This window comes from Acidovorax sp. K2F (assembly GCF_025246485.1).
GTDB classification, from domain to species: domain Bacteria; phylum Pseudomonadota; class Gammaproteobacteria; order Burkholderiales; family Burkholderiaceae_C; genus Acidovorax; species Acidovorax delafieldii.
Genome location: NZ_JAOBSQ010000045.1, coordinates 1 through 16,851, shown reverse-complemented (window position 1 = coordinate 16,851; position 16,851 = coordinate 1). Strand labels below are relative to the sequence as shown.

18 protein-coding genes are annotated in these 16,851 nt (G+C 65.6%); 5 read left to right on the top strand and 13 right to left on the bottom strand.

Going from position 1 to position 16,851, the window contains the following annotated elements; genetic code table 11:
• Nucleotides 1-4: 4 nt before the first annotated feature.
• From tolQ to N4G42_RS17045, 9 genes are all read right to left on the bottom strand, one after another.
• Nucleotides 5-718, bottom strand: a complete 714-nt coding sequence (gene tolQ, locus N4G42_RS17085) for a protein TolQ (protein WP_015015035.1) — start codon at nucleotides 716-718, stop codon at nucleotides 5-7.
• Nucleotides 715-1,134 carry a tol-pal system-associated acyl-CoA thioesterase gene (gene ybgC / locus N4G42_RS17080; protein ID WP_056065182.1) on the bottom strand — a complete coding sequence of 140 codons (420 nt, stop codon included), beginning with the start codon at nucleotides 1,132-1,134 and terminating at the stop codon, nucleotides 715-717. Before ybgC ends, tolQ begins: the two co-directional genes overlap by 4 nt.
• A 20-nt stretch (nucleotides 1,135-1,154) precedes the next feature.
• On the bottom strand, nucleotides 1,155-2,339 hold the full coding sequence (locus N4G42_RS17075; RefSeq protein WP_260668015.1) for a pyridoxal phosphate-dependent aminotransferase: 1,185 nt from the start codon (nucleotides 2,337-2,339) through the stop codon (nucleotides 1,155-1,157).
• A 118-nt stretch (nucleotides 2,340-2,457) separates the two neighbouring features.
• Nucleotides 2,458-2,997 (bottom strand): transcription antitermination factor NusB, encoded by a 540-nt coding sequence (nusB, locus tag N4G42_RS17070; RefSeq protein ID WP_056064843.1) that lies wholly within the window; start codon nucleotides 2,995-2,997, stop codon nucleotides 2,458-2,460.
• Nucleotides 2,994-3,458, bottom strand: a complete 465-nt coding sequence (gene ribH / locus N4G42_RS17065; protein WP_260668014.1) for a 6,7-dimethyl-8-ribityllumazine synthase — start codon at nucleotides 3,456-3,458, stop codon at nucleotides 2,994-2,996. The genes nusB and ribH overlap by 4 nt, the downstream gene beginning before the upstream one ends.
• A 19-nt stretch (nucleotides 3,459-3,477) precedes the next feature.
• Nucleotides 3,478-4,599 (bottom strand): bifunctional 3,4-dihydroxy-2-butanone-4-phosphate synthase/GTP cyclohydrolase II, encoded by a 1,122-nt coding sequence (gene ribBA / locus N4G42_RS17060; RefSeq protein ID WP_260668013.1) that lies wholly within the window; start codon nucleotides 4,597-4,599, stop codon nucleotides 3,478-3,480.
• 225 nt (nucleotides 4,600-4,824) lie between these two features.
• Nucleotides 4,825-5,121, bottom strand: coding sequence for a 2Fe-2S iron-sulfur cluster-binding protein (locus tag N4G42_RS17055; RefSeq protein ID WP_056064834.1), 297 nt, complete (start codon nucleotides 5,119-5,121; stop codon nucleotides 4,825-4,827).
• Between the two features lie 12 nt (nucleotides 5,122-5,133).
• A complete protein-coding gene (locus N4G42_RS17050; protein WP_260668012.1) occupies nucleotides 5,134-5,772 on the bottom strand; it encodes a class I SAM-dependent methyltransferase in 639 nt (212 codons plus the stop codon).
• A gap of 565 nt (nucleotides 5,773-6,337) precedes the next feature.
• The gene (locus N4G42_RS17045) at nucleotides 6,338-6,619 is read right to left on the bottom strand and encodes a DUF427 domain-containing protein (protein ID WP_015015027.1); all 282 of its coding nucleotides are present in this window, start codon (nucleotides 6,617-6,619) and stop codon (nucleotides 6,338-6,340) included.
• Between the two features lie 316 nt (nucleotides 6,620-6,935).
• On the opposite strand from N4G42_RS17045, the gene N4G42_RS17040 reads away from it, so the two are divergent.
• Together N4G42_RS17040 and gshA are read left to right on the top strand one after the other, a co-directional pair.
• Nucleotides 6,936-7,844 (top strand): SDR family oxidoreductase, encoded by a 909-nt coding sequence (locus tag N4G42_RS17040; RefSeq protein ID WP_260668011.1) that lies wholly within the window; start codon nucleotides 6,936-6,938, stop codon nucleotides 7,842-7,844.
• A 71-nt stretch (nucleotides 7,845-7,915) separates the two neighbouring features.
• Nucleotides 7,916-9,442, top strand: coding sequence for a glutamate--cysteine ligase (gene gshA / locus N4G42_RS17035; protein ID WP_260668010.1), 1,527 nt, complete (start codon nucleotides 7,916-7,918; stop codon nucleotides 9,440-9,442).
• A gap of 94 nt (nucleotides 9,443-9,536) precedes the next feature.
• On the opposite strand, the gene N4G42_RS17030 is transcribed toward gshA, so the two are convergent.
• Both N4G42_RS17030 and N4G42_RS17025 read right to left on the bottom strand, forming a co-directional pair.
• On the bottom strand, nucleotides 9,537-9,707 hold the full coding sequence (locus N4G42_RS17030; protein ID WP_056747202.1) for an oxidoreductase-like domain-containing protein: 171 nt from the start codon (nucleotides 9,705-9,707) through the stop codon (nucleotides 9,537-9,539).
• Between the two features lie 56 nt (nucleotides 9,708-9,763).
• The gene (locus N4G42_RS17025) at nucleotides 9,764-10,015 is read right to left on the bottom strand and encodes a hypothetical protein (RefSeq protein WP_056064818.1); all 252 of its coding nucleotides are present in this window, start codon (nucleotides 10,013-10,015) and stop codon (nucleotides 9,764-9,766) included.
• Between the two features lie 94 nt (nucleotides 10,016-10,109).
• On the opposite strand from N4G42_RS17025, the gene ylqF reads away from it, so the two are divergent.
• A complete protein-coding gene (ylqF, locus tag N4G42_RS17020) occupies nucleotides 10,110-11,081 on the top strand; it encodes a ribosome biogenesis GTPase YlqF (RefSeq protein WP_099730760.1) in 972 nt (323 codons plus the stop codon).
• A 190-nt stretch (nucleotides 11,082-11,271) separates the two neighbouring features.
• On the top strand, nucleotides 11,272-13,548 hold the full coding sequence (locus tag N4G42_RS17015) for a putative bifunctional diguanylate cyclase/phosphodiesterase (RefSeq protein WP_260668009.1): 2,277 nt from the start codon (nucleotides 11,272-11,274) through the stop codon (nucleotides 13,546-13,548).
• Nucleotides 13,549-13,690: 142 nt separating this feature from the next.
• On the opposite strand, the gene N4G42_RS17010 is transcribed toward N4G42_RS17015, so the two are convergent.
• Both N4G42_RS17010 and N4G42_RS17005 read right to left on the bottom strand, forming a co-directional pair.
• Nucleotides 13,691-13,834: a hypothetical protein gene (locus N4G42_RS17010; RefSeq protein WP_167514358.1), complete on the bottom strand. Its 144-nt coding sequence runs from the start codon at nucleotides 13,832-13,834 to the stop codon at nucleotides 13,691-13,693.
• 80 nt (nucleotides 13,835-13,914) lie between these two features.
• On the bottom strand, nucleotides 13,915-15,201 hold the full coding sequence (locus N4G42_RS17005) for an MFS transporter (RefSeq protein WP_409557844.1): 1,287 nt from the start codon (nucleotides 15,199-15,201) through the stop codon (nucleotides 13,915-13,917).
• 308 nt (nucleotides 15,202-15,509) lie between these two features.
• Between N4G42_RS17005 and N4G42_RS17000 the strand changes: the two genes are divergently transcribed.
• Complete coding sequence (locus N4G42_RS17000; RefSeq protein ID WP_116747547.1) at nucleotides 15,510-16,532, top strand: OmpA family protein; 1,023 nt, start codon at nucleotides 15,510-15,512, stop codon at nucleotides 16,530-16,532.
• Nucleotides 16,533-16,851 lie beyond the last annotated feature (319 nt).

The window sequence follows — 16,851 nt, the reverse complement described above, 5'->3', positions numbered from 1 at the left end:
CGGATCAGTGGCCCGAGGCCGTGTGGCCTGTGGACGCGGGCTGGGCGCCCAGGTTGCGCTGCAGGATGTTGGAGAACTCTTCGATGAAGGTCTCCTGGTGCGTGGCCACGCGGTCGATGTCGCGCGCAAAGCGGTTGTAGGCGATCACGGCCGGGATGGCCGAGAACAGGCCGATAGCGGTGGCGACCAGCGCCTCGGCGATGCCAGGGGCCACGGTAGCGAGCGTGACCTGTTCCATGCCTGCAAAGCCGGTGAAGGCGTGCATGATGCCCCACACGGTGCCGAACAGGCCCACATACGGCGATACGGAGCCGACCGATGCCAGGAAGGAAAGGCTCGACTCGACCACATCCATCTCACGCTGGAAGCTTGCACGCATGGCGCGGCGCGCGCCGTCCAGCAAGGTGCCCGGGTCGGTGATGCGGCGCTCGCGCAGTTTCTGGTACTCACGCATGCCGCTGGCAAAAATGCGTTCCATGGGGCCTGCCTGCTTGGCGTTCTGGGCGGCCGCTGCGTACAGGTCGTTCAGGCTGGTGCCCGACCAGAACTCGCGCTCGAAATCCTCGTTCAGTGTCTTCACGCGCTTCAAGGCAAACAGCTTGCGGAAGATGGCGGCCCAACTGGCCACCGACACGCCCAGCAGCAGCAGCATCACGAGTTGCACCACCCAGCTGGCGTGCAGCACCAGGGAGATGATGGACATGTTTTGGGAATTCATGGTGTGAGTTGTTCCAGGAGGGTGCTTGGAATTCTGGCGGGGCGCAGGGTGGCGGCATCCACCCATCCGATGCGGATGGTGCCTTCGGTCAGCAAGGTCGGGGGCTGGTCGGTCATCTGCTCTGGTTTCAGGAGCGCCTGCTGCACTATTGTCAACGATGCGCGGCCACTGCTTTGCAGGGCGGCAGTAACAATCAGTTCATCGTCCAGCCGCGCGGGGCGGTGGTAGCGCAGCTGCGCGTCGGTTACGACAAACATGCCGCCGGTTTGTTCCCGCAACTGCTGTTGGCCCACACCCAACGAGCGCAGCCACTCGGTGCGCGCGCGCTCAAAGAACTTGAGGTAGTTGGCGTAGAACACGATGCCACCGGCATCGGTGTCTTCCCAGTAAATCCGGATCGGAAATTCAAACGCCATCGTGGGGTCGCTCGCCTTGGTCATCCAAGCAGCTTGCGCAGCCGCTCCACGGACTCCTGCAATTGCGCCATGGAGTTGGCGGTCGAGAAGCGGATGAAGCGCTCGGGCTCGGCCGTGCCAAAGTCGCGCCCCGGTGTCACGGCGATGTGCGCGCGGCGCATCAGCTCAAACGCAAAGTCCCAGCTGCCGCTCACGCCCAGGCGCTGCGCGGCCTGCGTGCAGTCGGCCCAGGCATAGAAGGCGCCATCAGGCATCACGGGCACATTCAGACCCAGCGACTGCAGCGCGGGGATGAAGAAGTCGCGCCGCGCCTTGAACTCGGCACGGCGGCGTTCGTATTCGGCAATGCTCTCGGCCTCGAAGCAGGCCAGCGCTGCATGCTGCGACACGGTGCTGGCGCAGATGAACAGGTTCTGCGCCAGGCGCTCGACCACCGGCACCATGGCCTCGGGCACCACCATCCAGCCCAGGCGCCAGCCGGTCATGTTGAAGTATTTGCTGAAGCTGTTGATGCTGATGATGTTGTCGTCGATGGTGAGCGCGGTGTGGCCAAACTCTTCCTCGTACGACAGGCCCAGGTAGATCTCGTCGATCATCGTGATGCCGTCGTGCGACCGCACCACGTCATGGATGCGGCGCAGCTCGTCGGGCGCTATCGAGGTGCCCGTGGGGTTGGACGGCGAGGCCAGCAGCACGCCGCGCGTTTTTTCATTCCATGCCGCACGCACCTTGTCGGCGCTCAGCTGGTAGCGCTCGGCCGCCGTGGTGGGCAGCAGCACGGCCTTGCCTTCTGCGGCGCTCACAAAGTGGCGGTTGCAGGGGTAGCTCGGGTCGGGCATCAAAATTTCGTCGCCCGACTCGATGAGCGCCAGGCACGCCAACTGCAGCGCGGCCGATGCGCCTGCGGTGACCACGATGCGGCGCGCAGGCACGTTGACGCCAAAGCGGCTCTGGTACCAGCCGCTGATGCGCTCGCGCAGCGCATCCAGGCCCAGCGCATTGGTGTACTGCGTGGCGCCGTTGTGCACGGCGCGGGCTGCGGCTTCCTGCACCAGGGGCGGGGCGGTGAAGTCGGGCTCGCCGATGTTCAGGAAGATCATCGGTTCGCGCGTGCCCGCCACCTCGCGGGCCAGGGCCTGCGCGGCCTTGGCGACCTCCATCACATAGAACGGTTCAATGCGCTCGGCGCGCGTGGAAAACTTCATGGAATGGCATCCTGCCCCGACCGGGCCCCTTGTGGACGTGGTGGCGTGAGGGCGTAGAAAGAAAAGAAACCAAGCCGCCCCGGTTCAACGGGCAGGGCGGCAGCGGGGCGGTGGTAAGTCAGGCAGCGCCCGCGCCTGCGGCCTTGTCGGCCGCCACTTCCACGGCGCGCAGTTGGGGGGCCAGGCCGTTGAGCACGGCGTTCACGTACTTGTGGCCGTCCGTGCCGCCAAATTCCTTGGCGAGTTCGATGCATTCGTTGAGCACCACGCGCCAGGGCACATCCAGGCAGTTCTGGAACTCGTATACGCCGATCCACATGGTGGCGTGTTCGATGGGAGAGATCTCGGCCATCTTGCGGTCCAGCAACGGGGTGATCAATGCGTCCATGCTGGCGGCATGCTCGATGCAGCCATGCAGCAGCGCGTCGTAGTGCGCCGAGTCAGCCTTGTGGAAGCCCGCCAGGTCGCGCGTGAACGCATCGATGGCAGTAGCGTCGTTGCCGCCCACCAGGTGCTGATACAGCGCCTGCAGCGCAAATTCGCGCGCACGGCTGCGGTTGGACTTGGAGGCGGCCTTGCGGGTGCCCGTGCTTTTGAGGCCGGTGCGGGTTTGCTTGGGCGGACGTGCCGACGATGGCGTAGGGGTGTTTTCGCTCATGACAGTTCGTCCAGCAGGTTGGCCATTTCCACCGCCACGCGGGCTGCGTCCATGCCCTTTTCGGTCTGACGGGCGATGGCCTGTTCCATGTTCTCGGTGGTGATGATGGCGTTGGCAATCGGGATCTGGTAGTCCAGCGACAGGCGCGTAACGCCCGCGCCGGATTCGTTGGCTACCAGCTCGAAGTGGTAGGTCTCGCCGCGGATGATGCAGCCCAGCGCGATCAGCGCGTCGTACTCGTCGCTCTCGGCCATGGCCTGCAGGGCCACGGGCACTTCGAGCGCGCCGGGCACCAGCACATGCTTGATGTGCTTTTCCTGCACGCCCAGGGCCAGCAGCTCTGCGCGGCAGGCAGCAGCCAGCGTGTTGGTGATGCTCTCGTTGAAACGGGCCTGCACGATGCCGATGTGCAGCTTCTTGCCGTCCAGTTTGTCTGCGGTGCCTTTGTCTGCGCCAAACATAGTGATCCTGTTCCTGTCTTTATTCTTTGGGGATGAAGCCGGTGATTTCGAGGCCGTAGCCTGTCATGCTGGGCATGCGGCGTGGCTGGCCCATCAGGGCCATCTTGTGCACGCCGCATTCGCGCAGGATCTGCGCGCCCACGCCATAGGTACGCAGGTCCATGCGGCCGCGCTCGGGCGCCTGGGCGGAGCGGGCGGTGCCTTCAAACTGCGCCAGCAGTTGGGAGGCGCTTTCGCCACAATTGAGCAGCACGGCCACGCCCTTGCCTTGTTTGGCCAGGTATTGCAGGCTGGTGTCCAGGCCCCAGGAATGCATGGAGCGGTTGACTTCGAGCGCATCGAACACCGACAGCGGCTCGTGCACACGCACGGGCACCACGTCGTCGGCGCTCCATTGGCCCTTGACCAGTGCCAGGTGCACGGCCTGGCTGGGCTTGTCGCGGAAGGCATGGGCGGTGAACTCGCCATACGCCGTCTGCAATGTGCGCGTGCCAACCTTTTCGACCAGCGACTCGTTGCGGCTGCGGTATTCGATGAGGTCGGCGATGGTGCCGATCTTCAGGCCGTGCTCGGCCGCGAACAGCTGCAGATCGGGCAGGCGGGCCATGGTGCCGTCGTCCTTCATGATCTCGCAGATCACCGATGCGGGGCTACAGCCCGCCATGGCGGCCAGGTCGCAACCGGCTTCGGTATGGCCGGCGCGCATGAGCACGCCACCGTCCACGGCCTGCAGCGGGAAGATGTGGCCGGGCTGCACCAGGTCGCTGGGCTGGCTGTTGCGGTCCACCGCCACCTGCACGGTGCGGGCACGGTCAGCGGCCGAGATGCCGGTGGTTACGCCCTCGGCGGCTTCGATGGAGACGGTGAACGCCGTGCTGTACACGGTGCCGTTGCGTGCGGCCATGGGCGGCAGCTTGAGGAACTCGCAGCGCTCGCGGGTGAGCGTCAGGCAGATCAGGCCCCGGCCAAAGCGGGCCATGAAGTTGATGGCCTCGGGCGTCACATGGTCGGCGGCCAGGACGAGGTCGCCTTCGTTTTCGCGGTCTTCTTCATCCACCAGGATGACGATGCGCCCGGCGCGCATCTCGGCCACGATGTCCTCGACGGGCGAGATCGGCACGGGGGTGAGGGGGGTGTTCATGGAAGGTCGGGGCTTTCTGTGGAGCCTCTGGCGGTTGCCAGCTGGCGGTGTGCTGCAGCACAGGTCCCCGTGGCCGAAGGCAACTGTGGTGCCTCCAAGAAACCGCCCCAAAGAACATGCGATGCGGCGCTGCCGCACGTCAAAGGGGCATCGTGCCCCCAAAGCCCTGGATTTTAGTGCACCGGGGCCTGCTTGGTGTTTGAAAGGCTCGGTGCCTGACGCAGATCAGATGGCGCTGCCCTGCAGCACCACGTCCGACGTGGGGTAGGCCACGCAGGGCAACACGCAACCTTCTTCCTTTTCTTCGGCCGTGAGGCCTGGCCATTCGATGGCGTAGCGCACCGTGCCTTCGACCAGCTGGCCCAGGCAGGTGCGGCAGGTGCCGTTGCGGCAGGAGCTGGGCCAATCGATGCCGCCTTGCTCCATGGACAGCAGCAGCGGCTGCTCGGGCCAGGCGTCGCACTGGGTGCCATCGGGCTCGACCTTGGCGATGAAGAAGGGAGCGGCGGTGGGTGTCGTCATGGACGTGTCTCTTCAGGGTTGGTGGGCGGCGTGGGTCCACACCAGCAGCAGGTTGTTGGCGGGCATCGCGTGCCGCGCTGCCAGTTGCAGGTCGGCCTGGGCGGCCACCGCCATCACGTCTTCGATGCGGCGGATGCCCCAGGCGGTGTCCTGCGCGCGCAGGCTGGCGTCAAAGGCCAGGTTGCCGGGGGCAGTGGGCACGCCGTCTTCCAGGTAGGGGCCGTAGGTGACCAGGTGGCCGTCTGGCGCCAGGTGCCGGGCGGCGCCCTGCATCAGCCCGGTGCAGCAGGCCCAGGGGGCGATGTGCAGCATGTTGGCGCAATAGACCAGGTCGAACGACGCGGCGCCGAATGCGTGGCCGTCGCTGGGCCAGTGGTCGTGCAGCACGTCCAGCCGCCGTGGCGCCTGCACGTTGCGGGCACCGGCCTGCGCGGCCCAGCCGGTGATGGAGGCGAAATGGGTGTCCTGCAGGTCGGTGGGCTGCCAGGTCCAGCCGGGCAGGGCGGCTGCAAAGTGCGCGGCGTGCTGGCCGGTGCCACTGGCTATCTCCAGCGCGGCGCCGGTGTTGGGCAGCAACGCCAGCAGCTGCGCCAGGATGGGCCCCTGGTTGCGCTCTGCGGCGGGACTGTGCTGAAGGTACGTGGTGGACACTGGTGGATGGAGTGTTTTTGGCCGCTAGCGCTAGCGGATCATGCGCTGGCAGCTATGAAATAAAGAGCGGCCAACCGAGGGCCGCCGTGCACTGTACCGCAGACGATTTACCCACCCGTGCTGCCTGTTTTTTCAGCGGCACAAGAAGTTTCCTTGTAAATCAATGACTTAAGACTGTCATACAAGGCTTGTTCATAGTTATCCACAAGATTGTCCAGTGCGGGCAGGGATAACCGGGGGGGGGATGCCTGTGAAGGGGTATCGGCCGCACGTGGCAAAGGAGGTTCTGCAATTGCCTGTTTTTTGAGCGATGCAAGGATATTCCTTGCAAATCAACCACTTAAGCGTGCCATACAAGGCTTATCCAAGGTTATCCACACCATTGTCCAATGTGCGCCGGGATAACCCATGCCATGATTTACCGGGTTGCCTAAAAATAAGGCAATGCAGTGCATTTCCTTGCAAATCAAGCACTTGGCGTTGTCATACAGGACTTGCCAAAACTTATCCACACGATTGTCCAGCGCGCGCAGGGATAACCTGCTGAGCGTGCTGGCAGGCCGTTTCAGGCCGTGACCTTCACGCCCTTCCAGAACGCGACGCGGCCCTTGATCTCGGCGGCCTCGGGCTTGGGGTCGGCGTAGAACCAGGCGGCGTCAGTGTTCATCTCGCCGTTGACCAGCAGCGACAGGTAGCTGGCCTGGCCCTTCCAGGCGCACGTGGTCTTGTGGTTGCTGAACGTGAAGTACTCGCGGTGCAGCGCGCTTTCAGGGAAGTAGTGGTTGCCTTCCACCACCACCGTGTCATCGCTTTCGGCAAGCACTACGCCGTTCCAGATGGCTTTCATGGGAGATCCTTGGGTCAAAGTGGCCGGTAGCGCCAGTACTGTATGCGCTAGCAGCTATCAAAAAATGAGTGAAGGAGGGATGCGCCAGCCACTCTTGGGGACCTGCGCAGCTGCCCATTATTCCCAATGTGCCGCGTTACCGCGCGCCATGTTCTGGCTCTGGAAGGGGTTGGTGCGGTACCCAGTCGCCTGCGCAACGCGCACGGGCCCCGCAGTGGCTTACAGTGCAGCGCGCGGCATCCACACCTGCGGTGGGGTGCCAGGGGTTTTTGCGTTCCACACATTCATCGACCAAGACAACAGGAGAACCTTCACCATGGGTATTGATTTCCAAGGCCGCGTGGCCATCGTGACGGGCGCAGGCGGTGGCCTGGGCCGCCAGCATGCATTGGCGCTGGCCCAGCGCGGCGCCAAGGTGCTGGTCAATGACCTGGGCGGCGCGGTGGACGGCAGCGGCGGCACGGTGACGGCCGCGCAGGCCGTGGTCGACGAGATCCGCGCCGCAGGCGGCGAGGCGCTGGCCAATGGCGCGTCGGTCACCGACTTTGCGGCCGTCGAGGCCATGGTGCAGCAGGCCATCGACGCCTGGGGCCGGGTGGACATTCTGGTCAACAACGCAGGCATCCTGCGCGACAAGTCGTTCGCCAAGATGGACATGGCCGACTTCCGCCTGGTGGTGGACGTGCACCTGATGGGCGCCGCCAACTGCTGCAAGGCCGTGTGGCCGCACATGGTGGCCCAGCAGTACGGCCGCATCGTCATGACGACATCCTCCACCGGCCTGTACGGCAACTTCGGCCAGGCCAACTACGGCGCGGCCAAACTGGCCCAGGTGGGGCTGATGCAGACCCTGGCCATCGAAGGCGCCAAGTACAACATCCACGTGAACGCCCTGGCCCCCACGGCCGCCACGCGCATGACCGAGGGCCTGATGCCCCAGGAGGTGTTGGACGCCCTGAAGCCCGAGGCCGTGGTGCCCGCCATGCTGGTGCTGGCGCACGAAAGCGCGCCGTCGCGCACCATTTTGTGCGCCGGTGCGGGCACGTTTGAAGCGGCCCATATCACGCTCACGCAGGGCATCCACCTGGGGATTGGCGCCGATGTGCCCGAGCAACTGGCAGCTCGCCTGGCCGAGGTGACCGAGCGTGCGGGCGATCAAGTACCACAAAGTGGCGCAGCGCAGGGAACCAACGAGGTTGGACGCGCTTTGGCCGCAAGGGCTTGACACCCCTGTGGGCGGGCCAGCGCTCAACGTGCTAAGTTCCGGGCCGACAGAAGTTGGATCGGTATAAACATATGAGCAAACTGCACGAGAGACTGGCCGCCTACCCGGCGGACGCCCTGGGGGGGATTCGCCGCGGCATTGAAAAGGAAGGGCTGCGCGTGCTGCCCACCGGCGGCCTGGCCCTCACGCCCCACCCGCTGGCGCTGGGCTCGGCCCTCACACACCCCCTGATCACCACGGACTACAGCGAGTCGCAGCTGGAGCTGATCACCGGCGCCCACAAGGGCGTGCAGCAGTGCCTGGACGAGCTGACCGAGGTGCACCAGTTCGTGCACCACACCCTGAAGGACAGCGGCGGCGAGCTGCTCTGGGCCTCCAGCATGCCCTGCGGCCTGCCCACAGACGAGACGATTCCGATTGGCCGCTACGGCAGCTCCAACGTGGGCCGCGCCAAGAGCGTGTATCGCATGGGCCTGGGCCACCGTTATGGCCGCCGCATGCAGACCATCTCGGGCATTCACTACAACTGGTCACTGCCGGGTGTGGACAGCGAGCAGTATTTCGCGCTCATCCGCAACTTCCGCCGCCACGCGTTTGTGCTGCTGTACCTGTTTGGCGCATCGCCCGCGCTGTGCCCCTGTTTTGTGGAAGGGCGCGAACACCGCCTGCAGCCCATGGAGGGCGGCAGCGCGCTGTACCTGCCCCACGCTACTTCGCTGCGCATGGGCCGCCTGGGCTACCAGAGCGACGCACAGGCCACGCTGGCCGTGAGCTATAACGGCCTGACGGGCTATGCCAACTCGCTGCACGAGGCGCTGACCAAGCCGTACCCGGCCTATGAAGCCGTGGGCATCCGCAACCCGGGCGGCGACTACAACCAGCTGGGCACCAGCCTGCTGCAGATCGAGAACGAGTTCTACGGCACCATCCGCCCCAAGCGCACGGTGCGCACGGGCGAGCGCCCGCTGCACGCGCTGCGCGAACGCGGGGTCGAATACGTCGAAGTCCGCCTGATGGACCTGGACCCGTTCGTGCCTGTGGGCATCACCGCGCCCACCATACGCCTGCTGGATGTGTTCTTGCTGCACTGCCTGCTGTCCGACAGCCCGCCCGATACGCCCGCCGAGATTGCCGAACTCAAGCAGAACCAGCACCTCACCGCCGAGCGGGGCCGCGAGCCCGGCCTGCGCCTGTCGCGCAACGGCCAGAGCGTGCCGCTGACTGAGTGGGGCACTCAAGTGCTGGCCGCTTGCGAGCCCTTGGCCGCAGCGCTGGATGCCACCCATGGCACCAACGACTACAGCGCTGCACTGCGCGATGCCCGCGCACTGATGGCTGCGCCCGAGCGCACACCATCGGCCCGCGTGCTGGACAGCATGGCGCGCGAGCACCAGCACCACTTTGAAGCCTTTGCACGGCAGCAGTCCATCGCCGCCCGCGACGCACTGCTGGCCCTGCCCTGGACGGCCGAGCAGCAGGCGCGTTACCTGGCGATGGCCGATGAGTCGATTGCCGCGCAAAAGGCCATCGAAGCCGCAGACACGCTCCCGTTTGAAGAATGGCGCGAGCAGTACATGGCGGTGGAGCAGCTGGGCTGAGGGTGCGACCGCGCCGAGTGGCGGGGGTGTGCTATTAATTTGGTAGCTGCTTGGGCATATCGCACTAGCGCTACCAGCCCAAACGGCTTCAAAATCAGTCTTGCAGCTGCAGCAGAGCCTCTTGCCGCCAGTATTCGGCGGCGTCCAGGAATCCTTCCCAGACGCAGCCATTGCAGCCGCGCCCACAGCAGGTGGTGGGCTCGGGCGGCGGGTTGCGCAGCGTGATGCCCGCAGTGGCCGCGCGTTGCTGCAGCGCCGCGAACATGGCTTGCGCCGTGGCGCCGTCCGCAGCCGGTGCCGGGGCCGTCCACTCCGGCAAGGTCACGGCTGGCGGCGCCCCGCCTTGGCGCGGCGCAGGCCGTACTGCACGCCGAATGCTATGCCCAGCACCAGCGCAAACCAGCCCACCAGCGCCGCCTGGGTCATGAGGTCGCGCACGCTGCTGGAGCGGGCGACATAGGGCGCCAGCAAGATGACCAGGCCGATAAGGGCCAGGGTCACGCCCTTGAACAGCAGCTCCTTGTCGGCCTTGGTGGCATTGGCTTTGCGCGAGTTGTCGAGAGGGGCTGGCATGGAGGTCAATTAGCGCGGTGGCGTGGTGCAAGTGGGACCGCGATTATCCTTGCCACCCTCAGAACCTGTTGAATCAAGAAGAAAGTACCCCCGCATGGCCATCCAGTGGTTCCCCGGTCACATGCACCTGACCCGCAAAGCCATCACCGAACGCATCAAGGACATTGACGTGGTGATCGAGGTGCTGGACGCGCGCCTGCCCGGCTCCAGCGCCAACCCGCTGCTGGCCGAGATCACGGGCCACAAGCCCACGCTCAAGGTGCTCAACAAGCAGGACGTGGCCGACCCCGAGCGCACTGCGCTGTGGGTGGACTGGTACAACGCCCAGAGCGACACGCGCGCCGTGCCGCTGGATGCGTCCGACCCCGCCCCTGCGCGCAAGCTCATCGACGCCTGCCATCTGCTGTCGCCCAACCGGGGAGGCATGGCCAAGCCCATGCGCGTGCTCATCTGCGGCGTGCCCAACGTGGGCAAGTCCACGCTGATCAACACCTTGACCAACAAGCGTCATGCCAAGACGGGCGACGAGGCGGGCATCACCAAGCTGGAGCAGCGCATCACCCTGGCCGACGACTTCTACCTGTGGGACACGCCGGGCATGCTGTGGCCGCGCATTGTGGTGCCCGAAAGTGGCTACAACCTGGCCGCCAGCGGCGCCGTGGGCCGCAATGCCTACGACGAGGAACTGGTGGCGCTGGAGCTGCTGCGCCGCCTGCAAAAACACTACGCCCCCTTGCTGGAGTCCCGCTACAAGCTGGGCCTGCCTGCGGGGGCCGTGGCCACGATGCACGACGAGGAACTGCTCGCAGCCATCGGCAAGAAGCGCGGCGCCATGCTGGGTGGCGGCAAGGTCAACCTGCAAAAGACGGCCGAGATTGTGATGACGGACTTTCGCACCGCCATCCTGGGCCGCATCACGCTGGAAACGCCTGCCGAGTTTGAAGCCTGGCGTGCTGCAGGCCTGGCCGAAGACGCCAAGCGCCAAGCCAAGAAAGACGCGCGTGCCAAGGCCAAGGGCAAGGGCTCTGGCGTGCGCGAGCCTGCGCCGGACAGCGACGCGGACTGATTGATCAGGCCTGCGCCTGCGGGCCTGTAGGCTGCGGCGGCCATTTTGGGCCGAAGCTGGCGACGGTTCTTGGTGACACCGATGCAGATGCCGATGGATGGGCGCCGCAGCCACGCCAGCGGCGTTTTGTTCATAGGCGTTTTCTATGCCTGCGGTTACGATGGTTTCCTCCCCCGTAATTCCCGTCGCCATGGCCGAAGCCCCCGTTGTTCCGCTGCCAGACCACGAAGACGCTACAACGCGCCACCTGGTGCGCGTAGCGGGTTGGTCCGTGATGTTGCTGGGTTTTGTCATCGGCTTGCTGCTGCTGTGGGACCAGCCCGTGCAGCCGGTGCGCGTGGCGCTCAACTTTGTCGCTGGCTGCATTGGCGGCACGGCGCTTCTGCTGGCCCGCTGGCGGCGGTGGACGCTGGCCACCTATCTGCTGGTGTGGGGCGTGTGGGTATCGGTGTCGCTGGTGGCGGCTCGCAATGGCGGCGTGAACGGCCCCAACCTGCTGAACTACCCCGTGATCATTGTGCTGGCCGGATGGCTGCTGGGAGCGCGTGCCACGCTAACGCTTGTAGGGCTCACGGCCCTGCTGTTCCTGGGTTTCATCTGGGCGGACGTTCAGGGGTTGCTCAAGCCCGTTCAGGTGGCCAACCGCGTGGCGGGTGCTGTGTACCTTGCAGGCATTCTGGTGCTGACCGCTGCAGCCACGCTGCTGTCGCGCCGCAACTACATGAGCCGGGTGCGTGAGGCCCAGCAGACTGCGGCCAACCTCGCGGCCAGCGAGGCGTCGCTGCGCAAGCTGTTGCGGGCAGTGGAGCAAAGTCCAGAGGCCATCGTCATCACCGATCTGCGCGAGGACATCGAGTACGTCAACGAGGCCTTTGTGCGCCGCACGGGCTACGCGCGCGACGAGGTGGTGGGCCGCGCCTCGGCAGACTATTCCAGCAACGGCCTGGCGCCCGCGCAGCGCGAGGGCCTGCGCACCACACTGGCGCGCGGTGACAGCTGGGCAGGCGAACAGGTCAACTACCGCAAGGACGGGCAGGAATTGATCGAGTCTGTAGTGGTGGCCCCCATCCGCCAGACCGACGGCCGCGTGAGCCACTATGTGGAGCTCAAGCAGGACATCACCGAACGCAAGCGCGCTGCCGATGAAATTCACCGCCTCGCGCATTTCGACGGCCTCACCAGCCTGCCCAACCGGTCCACCCTGATGGAGCGGCTGCACGTGTTGCGCGGGCGTGCAGGTCGCCCGCCTTCCACCCAGCATGCCTTGCTGCTGCTGGACCTGGACCGGTTCACCACTTTCAACGATGCGCGCGGCAGCGAGATGGGGGACCGACTGCTCTGTGCCGTGGCGCTGCGGCTGTCCGAGATCCTGCCGCCCCAAGACCTGCTGGTGCGCGTGGCGGGCGATGAGTTTGCCGTGGTGCTGCATGGCCTGGGGGTGGATGCCTCGCTGGCGGGCCGGCATGCGCTGGCCTTTGCCGAAAAACTGCAGGCCGCCTTGCTGCGCCCCTTGCGTCTGGAGGGCGATGCGCAGGACGCCCAACTGGGCGCCAGCGTGGGTATCACCCTGTACCCCCAAACGTCGGACGACGGTGCACACGATGCGCTGCGGCGCGCGGGCACCGCCCTGCACCGCGCCAAGCAGGCCGGGGGCGGACGGGCTGCGTTTTTTGAGCAGGGCATGGGCGAGGCCGCCGAGCAGCGCTTTCGGGTGGAGCGCGAACTGCGCCATGCCATTGGCGCAGGCGAGCTGCGGCTGCACCTGCAGTCGCAGGTGGATGTGTCGGGCCAGGTCACGGGTGCCGAGGTGCTGGTGCGCTGGCAGCATCCGCGTGACGGCCTGGTGGCGCCGGGCGTGTTCATTCCGGTGGCCGAGGAGTCCGACCTCATCGTCAGCCTGGGCGAGTGGGTGCTGGCCCATGCCTGTGCGCTGCTGGCGCAGCCGGTGTTCCGCGAGCGGCGGTTGCGGCTCTCGGTCAACCTCAGCGCGCGGCAGTTCCGGCAGGCGGGTTTTGTGGGGCAACTGCGGGCAGTGCTGGCTGCCACGGGGGCCGACCCCCGGCTGCTGACGCTGGAGGTGACCGAAGGCCTGGTGATCGACGACTTTGATGATGCGGTGGCCAAGATGCGCTCCCTGGCCGCGCTGGGCGTGGACATGTCGCTGGACGACTTTGGCACCGGCTACTCATCGCTGGCCTACCTCAAGCGCCTGCCCATCCAGGAGATCAAGATCGACCGGTCGTTCGTGCACGAAGCCCCCACCAATGCCGACGATGGCGTGCTGGTCGAAGGCATCTTGTCGGTGGCCCGGCACTTCGGCCTGCGCGTGGTGGCCGAGGGGGTGGAGACCCAGGCCCAGGCCGACTTTCTGCGCCAGCGCGCCCCGGACATCGTGTACCAGGGCTACCTGTTTGGCCGGCCAGAGCCCGATGCACAGTGGCTGGCGCGGTGGGCCCAGCCTGCCTGAGCCCTGCGGCGGCGAGCGCCGAATGAAGGGCTGCCTGATGCGGAATTTCAAACAAAAATAGCTGCAGGCGCTTATGCAATATGCGCCTGCAGCTATTGTTTTGGTAGCGCATTCGCCGGGACAGGCGGAGTGCTGGTGTGACCTATTTGTTTTTGTCTTTGCCCTTGGGCATGACGGTGGTCATCGGCGGCATGGGCCGGTCCGATGCGCTGTGTTCCTTGGGCGGCGAGGTGTCCTTTTTGGGTTTCTTCGCCATCTTGTTGCTGCGCTGTTCGCCTTTGGCCATGGGGCCTCCTTGAAAGGTCTCGGGATGGGACCGTGCGAGGATGGTACGTCACAAATTACGCCGCTGGCAGCTGCCGGGGGCTACGCACCTGCGCCTTCTGTAGCCTGCCGCACACCATCACCCAGCGCCCGCACAGCCAGCCGCTGGTCGTAAGCCAGTGCCAGCGCGTTCAGCACGGCAATGCCAATGCCCAGCGCGCAGGTGGCGCCCCATCCGCCCCACAGCCAGGCCACCGACCCCATCGCCGAGCCCGTGGCCGCACCCACAAAGTAGCTGGTCATGTACACCGCGTTCAGCCGCGCGCGGGCGGTGGGGTCCAGCCGGTAGATCACGTTCTGGTTGCTGATGTGCACGCCCTGCAGCGCCAGGTCGGCCACCAGCATGCCCACCACAAACCACACCAGGCTGCTGGCGCCCAGCCACAGCGCGCCCCAGCCCAGCAGCAGCAAACCTACCGATGCGGCGGTGGCCACCTGCGCCTGCCCACGGTCAGCCATGCGGCCCGCCACATTGGCCATGAGTGCACCGGCCACGCCCGCCAGCCCCACCAGCCCAATGCCGGCGTCGCCCAGTCGGTGTGCAGGCCCCGCCAGCAGCAGCGCCATGGTGGAGAACAACACACTGACGGAGGCAAACGACAACCCTCCCAGCAAGGCCCGGCTGCGCAACCGGGGGTGGTGCAAGGCCAGCGTGCCCAGCGACCGCAAGACCCGTCCATACCCCTGTGTCGGTGCTGAGGTCGTATTGCGTGACATGGGCATCACCCACCACAGCGCCAACGCCACGGCCACCATGGCGACGCCCGCCACCCGGTACACCAGCGTCCAGCCGCCCACCTCCGACAGCAGCCCTGCCACACTGCGCGCCGCCAGAATCCCGGTCAGCAGCCCGCTCATCACCAGCCCCACGGCCCGGCCGCTGCGGCCCGGCGCAGCCAGGGTGGCTGCCAGCGGCACCAACACCTGCGCCGCCACCGAAAACAGGCCGGTGAGCAGCGTGCCCAGCGCCAGCATGGCGTAGTTGTGCGCAAACCCGCTGGTAAACAGTCCCAGAGCGGCCAGCAGCATCAGTGTGGTGATAAGCCGCCGCCGCTCCAGCAGGTCGCCCAGCGGCACCAACAGCAGCAGCCCTGCCGCGTACGCCACCTGCGCCAGCGTCACGATGAGCGCCGCCGACGCGTCCCGCACTTGCAGCTGCGTGGCAATGGAGTGCAGCAGCGGCTGGTTGAAGTAGTTGCTGCCCGCACACAGGCCGCAGGCCACGGCCATGAGCAAGAGCACCGGCGTGCTGAGGTCAGGGGCGCTGGGTGGTGGCGCATCTGGAGGAGCGGGTGCACGGGAGCGGGCTGGGCGGTGGGATGAAGTCATGGAGGGTGCAGGTGCGTGCAGGGGGCGCATGCAACGCTCATGCCATGAGCCGGTGCATAGGTCTCAATTTCCTGTGGGATCCGGTTCGGCGTTTGGCAAGTGACATGAAGCTGGCGGGAGGTCTCCAACACAAAGCCGGTGTGAAACCGTGATGCATTTCGCGAAAGCGGCGCGCTGCGCCATGGCGTCGCATGAAGGCTGGGTGGCCTGCGGCCAGGTGCTCGCCTATGATGGATGCGAGCCCGCCGCCTGTCGCAACGCCGGGTGCAGCTGAGTCAGCGATGCGTGTTTTCAACCGGAGATTGCCCATGAGCATGAAGCTGTTTCGTCAGTGGGGCGCATCGCTGTGCCTCGGGTTCCTGGCCACGGTCAGCGTGTTGCCAACGTTTGCACAGGACCTTGCCGGCGCCAAGGATCACCCCGCCGTGAAACGTTTTGGTGGTAGCACCATCGTGGGCTACGAGGTGCGCAACTTCGACGCCGTGGAGTTCCAGACCTCCACGTTCAAGGAGTTCGACCTGCAGACCTACAAGCGGCGCTACGTGCAGCCCCCACTTGCTCTGGAAGGCAAGCTCACCCGCCTGTGGTACGAGGCCCCCGGTGCCACGCGGTCACTGGAGCTGTTTCGCAACTATGCCAACGACCTTACGGCCAGCGGTTTCACGGCGCTGTATGACTCCACCCGTGACAGTGCGGCGGGCAGTTACACCAACTTTCTGGCCAACTTCAGCAGTGGCCAGCGCGACTTCATCAAGAACAACCGCAGCGAATACGTGATGTATGGCGCCGATGCGAGCACCGTGCGCACGGGGACCTTCCAGAAGGGCAACACTACCGTGCGCCTGATCTCCATCGACTGGCCTAAGGAAGACGCTACGTACAAATCCAGGCAGGGCGCCTACATCGCAGTGGACATCCTGGAAACCAAAGCCATGGAGCAGAACATGGTGGTGGTCAGCGCATCGGACATCAGCAAGTCCATCACGGCCAATGGTAAGGTCGCCATCTACGGCATCCTGTTCGACACTGGCAAGGCCGACGTGAAGCCCGAGTCCAAACCCTCGCTGGAGCAGATCGCCGCCTTCCTGAAGGCCGAGCCCACTGTCAAACTGCATGTAGTGGGCCATACCGATAGCGTGGGCAGTTTCGATAGCAACCTGGCGCTGTCCAAGCGCCGCGCTGACGCAGTGGCCGCCGTGCTGGCCAAGGACTACGGCATTGCGGCCAATCGCCTGGTGGGCAATGGCGTCGCGTCGCTCGCACCTGTAGCCAGCAACAACAGCGATGAGGGCAAGGCCAAGAACCGGCGCGTGGAGCTGGTGCCGCAGTGAGATTTTTGTCGCTGATGCATGCAGCTGGGTTAGGCGCCTTCAACCTAACCTGGGCACTGCACTTGTCGGTGCCCACTCATCCAACGTCACGCCTTCGCTGCGTGGGCAGAACATCTGCATGAGACTTCTTGGGACCGGATGGGGCTTGGGCATTGCGGTGGCATCGACAGGCTGCCAACCGCGAGTTGTGGAGTCTTATGATTTCGGCGTACAGATCGCCAGGCCCGCTTTTGCGACAGAAGAGGACGTCAAGAATCTGGCCAACGCAGCATGTGGACGCGGGCGGGAAGCCGTGTTCCAGCGCTTTCACGGACCTGGT